Annotated in this window: 12 protein-coding genes; 6 read left to right on the forward strand and 6 right to left on the reverse strand. The window is 70.1% G+C overall.

Annotated elements, in window-relative coordinates; genetic code table 11:
- Positions 1-161: 161 nt before the first annotated feature.
- Positions 162-779, reverse strand: a complete 618-nt coding sequence (locus STSP_RS16160; protein ID WP_067277988.1) for a TetR/AcrR family transcriptional regulator — start codon at positions 777-779, stop codon at positions 162-164.
- 252 nt (positions 780-1,031) lie between these two features.
- Here STSP_RS16160 and STSP_RS16165 point away from each other — a divergent pair, with 252 nt between their 5' ends.
- The 4 genes from STSP_RS16165 (at position 1,032) to STSP_RS16180 (ending at position 5,126) form a co-directional block, all read left to right on the forward strand.
- The gene (locus STSP_RS16165) at positions 1,032-2,003 is read left to right on the forward strand and encodes a tetratricopeptide repeat protein (RefSeq protein WP_067278003.1); all 972 of its coding nucleotides are present in this window, start codon (positions 1,032-1,034) and stop codon (positions 2,001-2,003) included.
- 602 nt (positions 2,004-2,605) lie between these two features.
- Positions 2,606-3,250 (forward strand): DUF6230 family protein, encoded by a 645-nt coding sequence (locus STSP_RS16170; RefSeq protein ID WP_067278010.1) that lies wholly within the window; start codon positions 2,606-2,608, stop codon positions 3,248-3,250.
- Between the two features lie 129 nt (positions 3,251-3,379).
- On the forward strand, positions 3,380-3,910 hold the full coding sequence (locus STSP_RS16175) for a DUF6114 domain-containing protein (RefSeq protein ID WP_067278012.1): 531 nt from the start codon (positions 3,380-3,382) through the stop codon (positions 3,908-3,910).
- Positions 3,900-5,126: a hypothetical protein gene (locus STSP_RS16180; RefSeq protein WP_067278014.1), complete on the forward strand. Its 1,227-nt coding sequence runs from the start codon at positions 3,900-3,902 to the stop codon at positions 5,124-5,126. The genes STSP_RS16175 and STSP_RS16180 overlap by 11 nt, the downstream gene beginning before the upstream one ends.
- Before the next feature lie 181 nt (positions 5,127-5,307).
- On the opposite strand, the gene pyk is transcribed toward STSP_RS16180, so the two are convergent.
- The 3 genes from pyk to pta form a co-directional block, all read right to left on the reverse strand.
- Entirely contained in the window at positions 5,308-6,738 is a 1,431-nt protein-coding gene (gene pyk, locus STSP_RS16185; RefSeq protein WP_067278017.1) for a pyruvate kinase, read from the reverse strand.
- A gap of 74 nt (positions 6,739-6,812) precedes the next feature.
- Positions 6,813-8,063: an acetate kinase gene (locus STSP_RS16190; protein WP_067278019.1), complete on the reverse strand. Its 1,251-nt coding sequence runs from the start codon at positions 8,061-8,063 to the stop codon at positions 6,813-6,815.
- A 65-nt stretch (positions 8,064-8,128) separates the two neighbouring features.
- On the reverse strand, positions 8,129-10,207 hold the full coding sequence (gene pta / locus STSP_RS16195; RefSeq protein ID WP_067278022.1) for a phosphate acetyltransferase: 2,079 nt from the start codon (positions 10,205-10,207) through the stop codon (positions 8,129-8,131).
- Positions 10,208-10,537: 330 nt separating this feature from the next.
- On the opposite strand from pta, the gene STSP_RS16200 reads away from it, so the two are divergent.
- A complete protein-coding gene (locus STSP_RS16200; protein ID WP_067278025.1) occupies positions 10,538-11,563 on the forward strand; it encodes an ATP-dependent 6-phosphofructokinase in 1,026 nt (341 codons plus the stop codon).
- A gap of 62 nt (positions 11,564-11,625) precedes the next feature.
- Here the strand turns inward: STSP_RS16200 and STSP_RS16205 are convergent, their stop codons facing one another.
- Both STSP_RS16205 and STSP_RS16210 read right to left on the reverse strand, forming a co-directional pair.
- On the reverse strand, positions 11,626-12,312 hold the full coding sequence (locus tag STSP_RS16205; RefSeq protein ID WP_067278027.1) for a response regulator: 687 nt from the start codon (positions 12,310-12,312) through the stop codon (positions 11,626-11,628).
- The gene (locus tag STSP_RS16210; RefSeq protein ID WP_078067231.1) at positions 12,309-14,075 is read right to left on the reverse strand and encodes a sensor histidine kinase; all 1,767 of its coding nucleotides are present in this window, start codon (positions 14,073-14,075) and stop codon (positions 12,309-12,311) included. The genes STSP_RS16205 and STSP_RS16210 overlap by 4 nt, the downstream gene beginning before the upstream one ends.
- A gap of 198 nt (positions 14,076-14,273) precedes the next feature.
- On the opposite strand from STSP_RS16210, the gene STSP_RS16215 reads away from it, so the two are divergent.
- Positions 14,274-15,647, forward strand: a complete 1,374-nt coding sequence (locus tag STSP_RS16215; protein ID WP_067278029.1) for a cation:dicarboxylate symporter family transporter — start codon at positions 14,274-14,276, stop codon at positions 15,645-15,647.
- The last annotated feature ends 85 nt before the right edge of the window (positions 15,648-15,732 follow it).

Here is a 15,732-nt window from a genome sequence, read left to right on the forward strand (position 1 = left end):
CGTCGTGGGTTGTGCCCACCCTCCCCCAGCTACCGCTGGGAGGTGCCCCCAGCCCTGCGGAACTATTGCCCACAACGGTAGGGCCCTGCCCATAACGGTGCAGGCCCGCGCCCGCTTGCCCACAACGGTGTTGGTCCTGGCCACAACGGCAGGCCCGCGGCTCAGTCGCCCGCCAAGCCCCCGACCAGCAGTCGTGTGAACCGGGCCGCCCATTCCTCGTCCACCGGCTGTGCGCTCACCAGTGCGCGGTGGACCACCGCCCCGGCGACCACGTCGAAGATGAGGTCCGCCGTGCGGGCGGCGGCTGTGGGGTCCTTCTCCAAGGGGAGTTCGCCGCGGGCCTGGGCGCGGCTGCGGCCCTCGAGTACGAGCCGCTTCTGGCGCTCCACGATCGACGTGCGGATGCGCTCGCGCAGCGGCTCGTCGCGCGTCGACTCCGCCACCACCGCCATGAGCGCGGTCTTCGCCTCGGGGCGGTCCAGGATGGCCGCGAACTGGAGCACCACGCCTTCGATGTCCGCGGCGAGGCTCCCGCGGTCCGGCAGTTCGAGTTCGTCGAAGAGGACCGCGACCGCGTCCACGACGAGCTCGTTCTTGCCGGCCCAGCGCCGGTACAGCGTCGTCTTGGCGACGCCCGCCCGGCTCGCGACATCGCCCAAGGTGAGCTTGGACCAGCCGAGTTCGACGAGCGCGGCCCGGGTCGCCTCCAGGATCGCGGCATCCGCCGCGGCACTGCGAGGGCGGCCCGTGCGGGGTGCGGAGGGCAGACGGCTCGGCATGCGGGCGACCCTACCCGCCGCGCCTGTGCCCTCGGCCCCGTGAGGCAGATCACCGGCCGAAAGCCTCGCGACACCGCCCCGGCGCCCTGCCGCGCAGTTACGCTACGACCCGTAGCGAAATCTGTTGCGAGGCGCGTCCCACGGCGCATCTCGCACGAAAGAGTGACAACCACCCGCGCCAGGTGGGGACCCGGCGCAGTGCAGTCCACGGACGCTTTTCACAGTCGCGCGCGAAAGGGGGAGGATGTAGCCATGCAGCCTAGGAACATGTCCATGAGCGGCGTCGTCGACCTCGCCGCGGTGAAGGCGGCCCAGGAGGCCAAGGCGAAGGCGGAGCAGGCGCGCGCCGAAGCGGCCCGGCAGGGCGGGGGCGGAGCCGTGTCCCCCGCGAGCCTCGTCATCGATGTCGACGAGGCGGGTTTCGAGCGCGACGTCCTGCAACGCTCCACCGAGGTCCCGGTCGTCATCGACTTCTGGGCCGAGTGGTGCCAGCCGTGCAAGCAGCTCGGTCCTCTCCTCGAGCGGCTGGCGCTTGAGTACAACGGGCGCTTCGTCCTGGCCAAGGTCGATGTCGACGCCAACCAGATGCTGATGCAGCAGTTCGGGATCCAGGGCATCCCGGCGGTCTTCGCGGTGGTCGCGGGCCAGGCGCTGCCGCTCTTCCAGGGTGCGGCCCCCGAGGCGCAGATCCGCCAGACCCTGGACCAGTTGATCGAGGTCGCCGAGCAGCGCTTCGGGCTGACGGGCCTCGCGGTCGACCCGGACGCGCAGGGCGGGGAGGCCGCGGCGCCCCCGGTGCCGGCAGGCCCGTACGACGCGCTGCTCGAGGCCGCGGTGCAGGCGCTGGACGCGGGCGACCTGGGCGGTGCCATCCAGGCGTACAAGAACGTCCTCACCGACGACCCCGGCAACACGGAGGCGAAGCTGGGCCTGGCCCAGGCCGAACTGCTGAAGCGGGTGCAGGACGTGGACCCGCAGCAGGCGCGCAAGGACGCGGCCGAACGGCCCGGCGACGCGGCGGCGCAGATCGCCGCGGCCGATCTGGATCTGGTCGGCGGTCATGTGGAGGACGCCTTCGGCCGGCTCGTCGAGACGGTGCAGCGCACGGCGGGCGACGACCGGGAAGCGGTGCGGCTGCGGCTCCTCGAGCTCTTCGAGGTCGTCGGCTCCGAGGATCCGCGCGTGGCGACGGCCCGCAGGGCGCTGGCGCGGGCCCTGTTCTGACCGCTCCCTGAAAGCGCTGGGGCAGGTGATGCTCCAGTGAAAAATTCGCTGAGGGGGGATCAGAGTGGCCGCGTTTTACCAAATCTTGGTAAACGCGGCCGCTGTTACTCCGAGTAAGTCGAGGCCGGGTTTCTGTCCGGTTCTGCCCGCCGATCAACCCAAGTGTCAACCACCTCGACGGCACCCTCTGTCGCCGTTCGATACCCGCCGGTACTGGTTCGGTTATAGCGCCGTTACTAGTCAGTAACGAACCCCCTTGTGTCGGCGCCGAGAATGCACCACGATCGGCCACGCTCGGTCCATTGCCTTCTGCCCGACACCCAGTCGGGCCAAGGATTTTCTGGGTCCCCACCGAGCGGGCCGGCGGACAGGAGCGCCGGCCGAGGACAGGGGGGTCTCTGCCGTGAGGCGGAGCCTGTCCGTCAGGTTGTGCGTGACGCGTCAGGCGCGACCAGTGGTTGTCGCTCGGGGGTGATCGCCGGTGATTCGGGTGCCGTCAGCGCCTCGAAGCGGCGCTCTCCTTCCCGAGGACGTAGCACTTCTCCCATCCCAGGTCGGGCCCTGGAGCACGGCCGGAGATGTACGTCCGAGAAGGAGGAAATATGGAGTCCCAGGTGCGTGGCGGGACCAGATGGAAGCGGTTCGCGGTCGTAATGGTGCCGAGTGTGGCCGCCACCGCCGCAATAGGCGTCGGCCTGGCGCAGGGCGCGCTCGCAGCGTCGTTCAGCGTCTCCGGCCAGTCGTTCAAGGTGACGACGGACAAGCTCGTCGGCGAGGGCTTCTCGCAGTACGGCGCCCTTGAAGACGGCTACACCCTCAAGGGCGACAAGGTGAAGCGCCCGGTAGCGGTGTCCGCCTTCAAGACGGCGACGATCACTGGCATGTGCCAGTCCGTGGTCACCCCGAACGTCCCGGTCCTCGGTTCCGTCAGCCTGAAGCTGACGGCCGGTGACGGAGGCACGCCGGTCGAGGCGCAGAACCTCTACATCGACGTGGCCGACCTCCAGGCCGACGCCACGTTCAAGAACATCGACATCGGTGTCGCTGCCAAGGACGCCACCAAGGGCCCGGGCATCGCCAAGGGCGAGGTGGAGCAGCAGAAGGCCAACCCCTTCGGCTTCGCCCAGCAGGCCGACGAGGTCACGCTGACCGACGTGAAGCAGACGGCGTGGGCCACCACCGCCGGAACCTTCAAGCTCAGCGGTCTGAAGATGTCGCTGTCCAAGGGCGTCAAGGAGTGCTACTAGGCACTCCGATGACGGGCGGGGGAGCCTGCGGCTGTCCCGCCCGTCGGGTCCACCTGCCCTCCAGCGCGGCAACACCCCTCATCCAGCCTTCACTTCCCACAGCAACGCCGTTCCAGGGAGCTGTTTTCCATGAGCGCCGAGACTCCGGCTACGCGCGGCCGATTCACCGACTGGCGGCTGCGGTTCCGCGCCTGGCGTGGCGATCGGCCGTTCTGGGCGGGCCTGTTCATCCTGCTCGGTGGATTTCCGATCGCCTACCTTCCGTACGCGAACCTCCAGCTCGGTCATCTGACGCTGGCGATGGCCACCACCGCGGGCGCGGGATCCCTGATCATCGGCGTGCTGCTGATCGTGCTCGGCGTAAGCCTGTGGTTCCAGAAGCACGTCAAGGTCTTCGCGGGTGTTGCGGCGATTCTGCTGGCGCTGGTGTCCATCCCGGTGTCCAACCTCGGCGGCTTCGGTATCGGCTTCCTTCTGGCGCTGATCGGCGGCGCGATGGCCATCGCCTGGGCGCCGGGCGTACCGCCGTCCACCGAGCCCGGGATGGGGACCGCTCCGGAGGCTGCGCCGGACAGCACGGCCCTGGACATGAGCAAGTCGAACGACGTGTCAGGAACGATCACGGCCAACGGGGCGAACGGGAGGCACAGTGCCGGCTGACGAGGTGACCCACGTGACTGACGTGGACGAGCCCCGTGTGAGAACCGGGCCCCGCCACGCGGCACCCAAGAAGCCGCTGTTCACCAGGTTCCACATGCCGGCCGGCAAGGCGGTGGCCCTGGCCGCGATGCCCACGGCCGTCCTCATGGGGATGGGCTTCACACCGACGCTCGCCCAGGCCGACGACCAGCCGTCGTCGAAGAACCTGACGGTCGACGAGTACCAGGACTGCGTCGAGGCTCTGGACGACTCCGCGGACGGCAAGGACGCGTCGGCGACGCCGTCGCCCTCCACCACCGGGTCCGACGACAAGACCGAGGCGACCTCGTCGCCGGGTTCAGGTTCCGGCGACAAGGCCGAGCCCGCGCCGTCCGGGTCCTCCGCGGGCACGTCGGAGCAGTCGTCGGGCAGCGGTACGTCCACCGCGACGCCGGCCCCGTCGGCGTCCGAGAGCGGCGACAACCTGCTGGACACCATCGGCGACGCGATCACGGACGTCTTCACGGGCGGCACCGGCTCCTCGGCGAGCGCGACGCCCACGCCGTCCGCGTCGGCGAGCGCGGGCAAGGACGCGTCCGACACCGTCAAGGACACCGCCGACAAGGTCACCGACACGGTGAAGGACACCGTCAAGGACACGACCGGCAAGGTGTCCGAGGCGGCAGAGGACACCGCGGACAAGGTCACCGACGCGGCCACCGCGTCTCCCAGCCCGTCCGCGACCACGGACGCGGACGACTGCCCGGCCGCCACCGACGAGGAGGGCGGCGTCGAGAAGATCGTGGCGCTGCCCGACGACCCCTGGTACCTGGACGCCAGCTCGCTGCTGCTCAAGGGCGCCGACTACAAGGGCATCGTCAAGGTGAAGACGGCCAACGGCACGGTCAAGAAAGTCCTGAAGTACGTCATCTCCGACGGCACGGACATCGGCGACCTGCACCAGACGGTGAAGGACAAGCAGGCCGGCAGGACGTACCACGTGCAGGCGGCCAAGGGCTCGACGTCCACCATCCGTGACGGCAAGACGGTCATGTACACGGAGAGCATCTCCGGGAACCTGTTCGGCCTGGTGCCGATCACGTTCAGCCCGGAGAACCCGCCGCCGCTGAACATCCCGCTGATCTACTTCACCAAGGTGAAGGTCGTGCAGGCCGGTCAGTTCGGGGGGACCCTGCATGTGCCGGGGCTGCACCAGTACATGACCCCTCTGAACTGAGCGTTCGCGCTCCGCTGGGAGTGCCGCGATGTGCCGTCCGTCGGTTCACTGCGGCGCCGTTGTGGCTGGTCGCGCAGTTCCCCGCGCCCCTTTGGGGCGTCTCAGACCCGTCCGGGAGCCGCACACCGCTGAGGGCGCCCCCTGTTGCAGGGGGCGCCCTCAGTCGTGTCGGGGTGCGGGGTCAGTCGCGGCCGCTGCTGCCCAGGTGGTGGACCCGGACCATGTTGGTGGTGCCGGGGACGCCGGGGGGCGAGCCGGCGGTCATGACCATGATGTCGCCCGCGTTGTAGCGCTGGAGCTTGAGCAGCTCGGCGTCGACGAGCTCGACCATCGCGTCCGTGTTGGCCACGTGCGGGACGACGAACGACTCCACGCCCCAGCTCAGGGCGAGCTGGTTGCGCGTGGACTCCTCGGTGGTGAAGGCCATGATCGGCTGGGAGGCGCGGTAGCGCGACAGCCGGCGGGCGGTGTCACCGGACTTGGTGAAGGCGACCAGCGCCTTGCCGCCCAGGAAGTCCGCGATCTCGCAGGCGGCACGGGCCACCGAACCACCCTGCGTACGCGGCTTCTTGCCCGGCACCAGCGGCTGCAGGCCCTTGGAGAGCAGCTCCTGCTCGGCCGCGACGACGATCTTCGACATCGTCTTGACGGTCTCGATCGGGAACGCGCCGACCGACGACTCGGCCGACAGCATGACGGCGTCCGCGCCGTCCAGGATCGCGTTGGCGACGTCGGACGCCTCGGCGCGCGTGGGGCGGGAGTTGGTGATCATCGACTCCATCATCTGGGTCGCGACGATCACCGGCTTGGCGTTGCGGCGGCACAGCTCGATGAGGCGCTTCTGCACCATGGGGACCTTCTCGAGCGGGTACTCGACGGCCAGGTCGCCGCGGGCGACCATCACGCCGTCGAACGCCATCACGACGTCCTCCATGTTCTCGACCGCCTGCGGCTTCTCCACCTTGGCGATGACGGGGACGCGGCGGCCCTCCTCGTCCATCACCCGGTGCACGTCCTTGACGTCGTTGGCGTCCCGGACGAAGGAGAGCGCGACCAGGTCGCAGCCCATGCGCAGTGCGAAGCGGAGGTCGTCGATGTCCTTCTCGGACAGCGCCGGGACGTTCACGTGGGCGCCCGGCAGGTTGATGCCCTTGTGGTCCGAGATGACGCCGCCCTCGATGACGACCGTCCTGACGCGGGCGCCCTCGACCTCGACGACCTTCAGCTCGACGTTGCCGTCGTTGATCAGGATCGGGTCGCCCTTGGAGACGTCGCCGGGCAGGCCCTTGTAGGTCGTGCCGCAGATCGACTTGTCGCCCGGGACGTCCTCCGTGGTGATGGTGAACTCGTCACCGCGCACCAGCTCGACGGGGCCCTCGGCGAAGGTCTCCAGGCGGATCTTGGGGCCCTGGAGGTCGGCGAGGACGCCGATGGCCTTGCCCGTCTCCTTGGCGGCCGCGCGGACGCGGTCGTACCGCCCCTGGTGCTCGGCGTGACTGCCGTGGCTGAAGTTGAAGCGGGCCACGTTCATGCCGGCTTCGATCAGCGCGACAAGTTTGTCGTGGGTATCGACGGCTGGACCCAGCGTGCAGACGATTTTCGAACGGCGCATGGGGGCGATCCTATCGGTTTGTTTCGCTTCGGAATATTCCGTCTGGCGGAAGATACAAATGGGCGAATGGGCGCTCAGGCGTTGCCATTTTCCGTCCTCGCGGGTGCGACAAGTGCGTAACTCTGGCGGGCGATCTCCAGTTCCTCGTCGGTCGGTACGACGGCGACCGCCACGCGCGCGTACTCGGGCGAGATCAGCCGCGGACCGTCGGCCCGGACGGCGTTCAGCTCGCCGTCGACCGCCAGGCCCAGCTCCTCCAGGCCCGCGACGGCGGCCTCCCGCACCGGGGCCGCGTTCTCGCCCACGCCCGCGGTGAACGCCACCGCGTCCACCTTGCCCAGTACCGCGTAGTAGGCGCCGATGTACTTCTTCAGCCGGTGGATGTAGATGTCGAACGCGAGCTGCGCCTGCGCGGCGTCCTCGCCGCCTTCGTCGATGCGGCGACGGATCTCCCGCATGTCGTTGTCGCCGCACAGCCCGATCAGGCCGCTCTTCTTGTTCAGCAGTGCGTCGATCTCGTCGGCCGACATGCCGCCCACGCGCATCAGGTGGAAGATGACGGCCGGGTCGAGGTCACCGGAGCGCGTACCCATCACGAGCCCCTCCAAAGGCGTCAGGCCCATGGAGGTGTCCACGCACCGCCCGCCGCGCACCGCGGACGCCGACGCGCCGTTGCCCAGGTGCAGCACGATCACGTTGACCTCGGACGGGGCCTTGCCGAGGAGCTTCGCGGTCTCGCGGGAGACGTACGCGTGCGACGTGCCGTGGAAGCCGTAGCGGCGGATGCGGTGCTCGTCTGCCGTCTTGACGTCGATCGCGTAGCGCGAGGCGGACTCCGGCATCGTCGTGTGGAAGGCCGTGTCGAAGACCGCGACCTGCGGCAGGTCCGGGCGCAGGGCCTGAGCGGTGCGGATGCCGGTGAGGTTCGCCGGGTTGTGCAGCGGGGCCACCGGGATCAGCCGCTCGATCTCGGCGAGCACCGCGTCGTCGATCACGGTCGGCTCGGTGAAGTGCTTGCCGCCGTGCACCACGCGGTGGCCGATCACGGCGAGCTCGGGGGAGTCCAGGCCGAGTCCGTCGGCCGCCAGCTCCTCGGCGACCGCCTTGAGCGCCGCGTCGTGGTCGGCGATCGGGGCGGTGCGCTCGCGCTTCTCCCCGCCGTCGGTGAGCGGGGTGTGCACCAGCCGCGATGTCTCCTCGCCGATCCGCTCGACCAGGCCCACGGCGAGCCGGGAGCCGTCGGTCATATCGAGGAGCTGGTACTTCACCGACGAGGAGCCGGAGTTGAGGACGAGTACGCGAGTCGCCGCGCGGTTGTCGGACACGGATGAGGTGCTTTCTTGTGCGGAGGAGAGGGTGCTGTCGGTGCGCCGGGACGGGGCTCGCCCGGTCATGCCTGGCTCGGCCCCTGCGCCTGGATCGCCGTGATGGCGACCGTGTTCACGATGTCCTGGACGAGCGCCCCCCGGGACAGGTCGTTCACGGGCTTGCGCAGGCCCTGCAGCACCGGGCCCACGGCGATCGCGCCGGCCGAACGCTGCACGGCCTTGTAGGTGTTGTTGCCGGTGTTCAGGTCCGGGAAGATCAGCACGCTGGCCTGGCCCGCGACCTCGGAATCCGGCAGCTTGGTGGCGGCCACGGTCGGCTCGACCGCCGCGTCGTACTGGATCGGCCCCTCGATCAGCAGGTCCGGGCGGCGGGAGCGCACCAGCTCGGTGGCCTCGCGCACCTTGTCGACGTCCGCGCCCGAGCCCGACGTGCCGGTCGAGTACGACAGCATCGCGATCCGGGGCTCCACGCCGAACTGGGCGGCGGTGGCGGCCGACTGGATGGCGATGTCGGCGAGCTGCTCGGCGTTCGGGTCCGGGTTCACGGCGCAGTCGCCGTAGACGAGGACCTTGTCGGCGAGGCACATGAAGAAGACCGAGGAGACGATCGAGGCGTCCGCCTTGGTCTTGATGATCTCGAAGGCGGGGCGGATGGTCGCGGCCGTGGAGTGCACCGAGCCGGACACCATGCCGTCGGCCAGGCCCTGCTGGACCATCAGCGTGCCGAAGTAGTTCACGTCCGCCACGACGTCGCCCGCGAGCTCGACGGTGACGCCCTTGTGGGCGCGCAGCGCCGCGTACTCCGCGGCGAACTGCTCCCGCAGCTCGGACGTCTGCGGGTCGAGGATCTGCGCGCCGGAGAGGTCGATGCCGAGGTCGGCGGCCTTCTTGCGGATCTGCTCGTCGGGGCCGAGCAGCGTCAGGTCGCACACACCGCGGCGCAGCAGCACCTCGGAGGCGTGCAGCACGCGCTCCTCCGTGCCCTCGGGCAGCACGACCCGGCGCCGGTCGGAGCGGGCCTGCTCCAGCAGCTTGTGCTCGAACATCATCGGCGTGACGCGGGTGGTGCTGGGCGCCGAGACCCTCTTGACCAGGTCGCTCGTGTCCACGTACCGCTCGAAGAGGCCGAGCGCCGTCTCCGCCTTGCGGGGCGTCGCGGCGTTCAGCTTGCCCTCGAGCGAGAACAGCTCCGCCGCGGTGGGGAAGCTGTTCGTCGCCACCGAGATCACCGGCGTGCCGGGGGCCAGACGGTCGGCGAGGGCCAGGATCTCCGGCGAGGGCACCTCGCCCAGGGTCAGCAGGACACCTGCGATCGGCGGGGTCCCGGCGCTGTGCGAGGCGAGTGTGCCCACGACGAGGTCGGCGCGGTCGCCCGGCGTGACCACCATGCAGCCGGGGGTCAGCGCCGTGAGGAGGTTCGGCAGCATGGCGCCGCCGAAGACGAAGTCGAGCGCGTCACGGGACAGGCCCGCGCTGTCGCCAAGCAGCACCTTGCCGTCCAGCGCGTGCGTGATCTGCGCGACCGTCGGTGCGGACAGGGCGGCATCGTCGGGCAGGACGTAGCACGGCACCGGCAGGCGCGTGTCCACGCCCCGCTGGACGGCCTCGCGGTCCTCCCGCGCCACGCGGTTGGCGATCATGGCGATGACGTCGCAGCCCAGGCCCTCGTACGCGCGATGGGCGTTGCGGATCTCGGCGAGCACCGACTCCGCGGCCTGCTTCCTGCCGCCCACGACCGGCAGCACGGACGCGCCGAACTCGTTGGCCAGACGCGCGTTCAGCGCCAGCTCGTCCGGCAGCTGGGTGTCGGCGAAATCGGTGCCGAGGACGAGGACGACCTCGTACTCCCGGGCGACCCGGTGGAACCGGTCGACGAGCCGGGAGACCAGCTCGTCGGTGCCCTGCTCGGCCTGGATCACCGAGGCCTCCCCGTACGAGAGGCCGTACACGGTCGCCGGATCCTGCGCCAGGCGGTAGCGGGCGCGGAGCAGTTCGAAGAGGCGGTCCGGGCCGTCGTGGACGAGGGGCCGGAACACGCCGACCCGGTCGACCTGGCGGGTCAGGAGCTCCATGACTCCCAGCTCGACGACCTGGCGCCCATCGCCCCGGTCGATCCCGGTCACGTACACGCTGCGCGTCACGTGTGCTCTCCGTTTCGTCGCTGTCGTCACTAGTCGTGTTCGTCGACTTATGGTGTTCGTCGCTGTCTGGCGGTACCCGCTCTGGAGGTGGATCGTGACCAGGCAGACAGAAAATACCCGCTGTCGTGGGCGTTGCCCTCTTGACAATACCCTTGGGGGTGGGTAGAGCGCCCGCCGGGAGAAGGGCCTGGTGGGGGCGGGGAACGGTCCTCCGGACCCGGGCCCGGGAGCGGATTCCGGGCCCGATTGGCGCAAGACGCGAAGCCCCCGGGGCCGTGGAAGAATCGGAATGGCTCACAAGTATCACCGGCGAGCAGGAGACACAGCACGATGCGTATCGGAGTTCTCACCGCAGGCGGCGACTGCCCGGGGCTGAACGCAGTGATCCGGTCGGTCGTGCACCGCGCCGTCACGCACCACGGAGACGAGGTCATCGGCTTCGAAGACGGGTACGCGGGCCTGCTCGACGGGCGCTACCGGACCCTCGACCTCAACGCGGTGAGCGGCATCCTGGCCCGCGGCGGCACCATCCTCGGCTCATCCCGCCTCGAGCGCGACCGGCTCCGCGAGGCCTGCGAGAACGCCCGCGACATGGCCGTCGAGTTCGGCATCGACGCGCTCATCCCGATCGGCGGCGAAGGCACCCTGACCGCCGCCCGCATGCTGTCCGACGCGGGTCTGCCCGTGGTCGGCGTGCCGAAGACCATCGACAACGACATCTCCTCCACGGACCGCACCTTCGGCTTCGACACCGCGGTCGGTGTCGCCACCGAGGCGATAGACCGCCTCAAGACCACCGCCGAGTCGCACCAGCGCGTCATGGTCGTCGAGGTGATGGGCCGGCACGCCGGCTGGATCGCGCTGGAGTCCGGCATGGCGGGCGGTGCGCACGGCATCTGCCTGCCCGAGCGCCCCTTCGACCCGGCCGACCTGGTCAAGATGGTCGAGGAGCGCTTCTCCCGCGGCAAGAAGTTCGCCGTGATCTGCGTCGCCGAGGGCGCCCACCCGGCCGAGGGCACGATGGACTACGGCAAGGGCGCGATCGACCAGTACGGCCACGAGCGCTTCCAGGGCATCGGCACCGCCCTCGCCTTCGAACTGGAGAAGCGCCTCGGCAAGGAGGCCAAGCCGGTCATCCTCGGCCACGTCCAGCGCGGCGGCGTCCCCACCGCGTACGACAGGGTCCTGGCCACGCGGTTCGGCTGGCACGCCGTGGAGGCGGCGCACAGCGGCGACTTCGGCCATATGACGGCGCTGCGCGGCACGGACATCGCGATGGTGCCGCTCGCCGAGGCGGTCACCGAGCTGAAGACGGTGCCGAAGGACCGGATGGACGAGGCGGAGTCCGTCTTCTGAGTTCGCGCTTCTGAGTACGGGGACGTGGGGTACGGGGACGTGGGCCCGCGCCTGATGAGCCGTCAGTCGTTGCTGAGCCAGCAGTACCGGAACTCGGGCCGGCCGACGTGCCCGTACAGCGGGCTCCGGGCGGCCCGCCCCGTGCTGACCAGGTGTTCCAGGTAACGGCGTGCCGTGATCCGGGAGATGCCCACGGACTCGGCCGCCGCCGTGGCCGTCAGGCCGTCGGGGGAGTCGCGCAGGGTGCGGGTGACGCGTTCCAGGGTCGGCCCGCTCAGGCCCTTGGGCAGCGCGGCCGGGCCGGGAGCCCGCAGGGTGGCCAGGGCCCGGTCCACCTCATCCTGGCCGGTGGCCTCGCCGGCCGTCGTACGGAACTCCGCGTACCGTACGAGCCGGTCGCGCAGCGTCGCGAACGTGAACGGCTTCAGGACGTACTGCACGACCCCGAGCGAGACTCCCTCGCGGACCACCGCGAGGTCCCGGGCCGACGTCACCGCGATCACGTCGGTGTGGTGGCCCACGGCGCGCAGGGTGCGGGCCAGTTGCAGACCGTGGCCGTCCGGGAGGTGCAGGTCGAGGAGGAGCAGGTCGACCTGCATGCGGTCGAGGGCGCGGCGGGCCTCGGCGGCGCTGTGGACCACTCCGGCCACGGTGAAGCCGGGGACGCGGTCGACGTAGAGGCGGTGGGCGTCTGCGGTGACCGGGTCGTCTTCGACGACCAGTACGCGGATCTCCTGCGGAGAGCTCACTTCTTGCCTCCGTGCTCTTTGCCACTGGGAGCGGCAGCCCCTTCGATTGGTGCCGTTTCACCCGAGGGAGCCGGAACCGTGGGTTGTGCCCACCCTCCCCCAGTGCCTGAAACGGCCTGGGGGGACCCCCATCGCCCTGCGGAACGATTGCCCACAACGGTGGTCGTCAGCGTCAGCGGCAGGCTCGCCGTGAATTCGGCGCCGCCCTCCTCCGATTCCGTCACCGTCAGCGTGCCCCCGTTTCGTAGCACCGTCTGCCGTACCAGGGCCAGGCCCAGGCCGCGGCCGCCCGGGCCCGCGGGCTTCGTGGACCAGCCGCGCTCGAACACGGCCTCCGCGTGAGCCGGGTCCACGCCAGGGCCGGTGTCCGACACACGCACGATCAGGCCGTCGTCGCCCGCGCGGGCCGTGACGGTCACGCGCGCGTGCAGGGAGCCCTGGGCCGCGTCGACGGCGTTGTCTACCAGGTTGCCGAGGATCGTGACCAGGTCGCGGGCGGACAGGGACTCCGGCAGGAGGCCGTCGTCGATGCGGCTGTCCTCGGAGACGAGCAGCTCCACGCCGCGCTCGTTGGCCTGTGCCGCCTTGCCGAGCAGCAGCGCCGCGAGGACCGGCTCGCCGACCGCCGCGACCACCTGGTCGGTGAGCGCCTGCGCCAGCTCCAGCTCGGCGGTGGCGAACTCGACGGCCTCATCGGCCCGGCCCAGCTCGATCAGCGACACCACGGTGTGCAGCCGGTTCGCCGCCTCGTGGGCCTGGGAGCGCAGCGCCTGCGTGAAGCCCCGCTCGGAGTCCAGCTCGCCCATCACGGCCTGCAGCTCGGTGTGGTCGCGGAGCGTCACGACCGTACCGCGGCGTTCGCCGCCGGAGACCGGCGACGTGTTGACGACGACGACCCGGTCGGCGGTCAGATGCACCTCGTCCACGCGCGGCTCGGTGGCCAGCAGCGCACCGGTCAGCGGGGCGGGCAGGCCGAGCTCGGCGACGTTCCTGCCGATCACGTCGTCCTCGGCGGACACGCCGAGCAGCTCCCGCCCGCCGTCGTTGATCAGCGCGATCCGCCGCTGCCCGTCCAGCATCACCAGCCCCTCGCGGACGGCGTGCAGGGCCGCCTCGTGATAGGCGTGCATACGGCTGAGCTCGGTCGCGTTCATGCCATGGGTGTGCCGCCGCAGCCGGGCGTTGACCACATACGTGCCGATGCCGCCCAGTACGAGGGCGCCCGCCGCGACGCCGAACAGCGCGGCCAGCTGACTGCGCACCCGGGCGCTGATCTCGTCGACGGTGATGCCCGCGCTGACCAGCCCGACGATCCGCCCGTCGCTGCGGATCGGCGTCACCACGCGCACCGACGGGCCCAGCGTGCCCGTGTAGGTCTCGTAGAAGGTCTCCCCGCGCAGCGCCGGCTCGATATGGCCGAGAAAGTGCTGTCCTATCTGCCGCTTGTCGGGGTGGGTCCAGCGGATGCCGTGCGTGTCCATGATCGTGACGAAGTCGACGCCGGTGCTGCGCTGCACCTCCGTCGCGTACGGCTGGAGGACCTTCGACGGATCGTCGTCGTGCACCGCCTCCCGTACGGTCGGCGCCACCGCGACCGCGAGCGCCGCCGCGCCCGCCTGCCGCCGCGCGGCCTGCTCGGCCTGGCGTCCGTCACTGATGTACGTGAACAGCGCGCATCCGGCCACGACGACGGCGACCAGCACGACCTGCATCGCGAAGAGCTGGCCGGCCAGGCTGCGGGGGTGGGGCGGGCGGAGGCGCATGACAGCCAGTCTGCCTCGACGTATATGCGTGAACTAAATGAACGCAAGGGTGACCGCGCTCACAGCCTGGGAGATAGTCACCGCATTGGATCCGGCCAGGACGTGAGCCGCACGGACTGCGCGTATCGCGCCGAGTACCGCATGTAACAGACTGCCGTACCTGCGCACGCCGATGATGTCGTTCAAGGAGGCACACCCGTGTCCGCAGCACAGGTGACACCCGCCGCCAAGCGGGACCGCACGCACTATCTGTACATCGCGGTGATCATCGCGGTGGCGCTCGGCATCGCCGTGGGTCTGATCGCCCCGGACTTCGCGGTCGAGCTGAAGCCGATCGGCACCGGCTTCGTGAACCTGATCAAGATGATGATCTCGCCGATCATCTTCTGCACGATCGTGCTGGGCATCGGCTCGGTACGGAAGGCCGCCAAGGTCGGCGCGGTGGGCGGTATCGCCCTCGGCTACTTCCTGGTCATGTCGCTGATCGCGCTCGGCATCGGCCTGGTCGTCGGCAACATCCTGGAGCCCGGCACGGGCCTCGCGATCACCGACGCGGTGAAGGAAGCCGGAAAGGAGCAGGTGTCCACCGAGGCCCTGCCGCCGGTCGAGTTCGCGCTCTCGATCATCCCGACCACGATGGTCTCCGCCTTCACCGAGGGCCAGGTCCTGCAGACCCTCCTCATCGCCCTGCTCGCCGGCTTCGCGCTGCAGGCCATGGGCTCCGTCGGCGAGCCGATCCTGCGCGGTGTCGAGCACATCCAGCGGCTCGTCTTCCGCATCCTCGCCATGGTGATGTGGGCCGCCCCCATCGGTGCCTTCGGCGCCATCGCCGCGGTCACCGGCTCGGCCGGCCTGGACGCTCTCAAGAGCCTCGCCGTCCTCATGCTCGGCTTCTACGTCACCTGCATCCTCTTCGTCTTCATCGTGCTCGGCGCCCTGCTCCGCGCCGTCGCGGGCCTCAACATCCTCACGTTCTTCAAGTACCTGGGCCGTGAGTTCCTGCTGATCCTGTCCACCTCCTCCTCCGAGTCGGCCCTCCCGCGCCTCATCGCGAAGATGGAGCACCTGGGCGTCAGCAAGCCGGTGGTCGGCATCACCGTCCCGACCGGCTACTCCTTCAACCTCGACGGCACCATGATCTACATGACCATGGCCTCGCTGTTCATCGCCGACGCCATGGGCACCCCGATGTCGGTCGGCGAGCAGATCCCGCTGCTGCTCTTCCTCCTCGTCGCCTCGAAGGGCGCGGCGGGCGTCACCGGTGCCGGACTGGCCACGCTCGCGGGCGGTCTGCAGTCGCACAAGCCCGCGCTGGTGGACGGCGTCGGCCTGATCGTCGGCATCGACCGCTTCATGAGCGAGGCGCGCGCCCTGACGAACTTCGCGGGCAACGCGGTCGCCACGGTGCTGATCGGCACCTGGACCAAGGAGATCGACAAGGAGCGGGTCGGTCAGGTGCTGGCGGGCGAGCTGCCGTTCGACGAGCGGACGCTGCTGGACGAGGACGCCGCCGCCCCGGAGGGCGAGGTGCCCTCGCCGCGGGACGAGGCGCAGGAGCCGGTGAAGGCGTAGCCCCCGGCTCCGACCCTCCTGGGGGCTTCGCCCCCAGACCCCCGGATCGCCCTTCGGGCTCGTCCTCAAACGCCGGACGGGCTGA

Source organism: Streptomyces jeddahensis (assembly GCF_001642995.1).
GTDB classification, from domain to species: domain Bacteria; phylum Actinomycetota; class Actinomycetes; order Streptomycetales; family Streptomycetaceae; genus Streptomyces; species Streptomyces jeddahensis.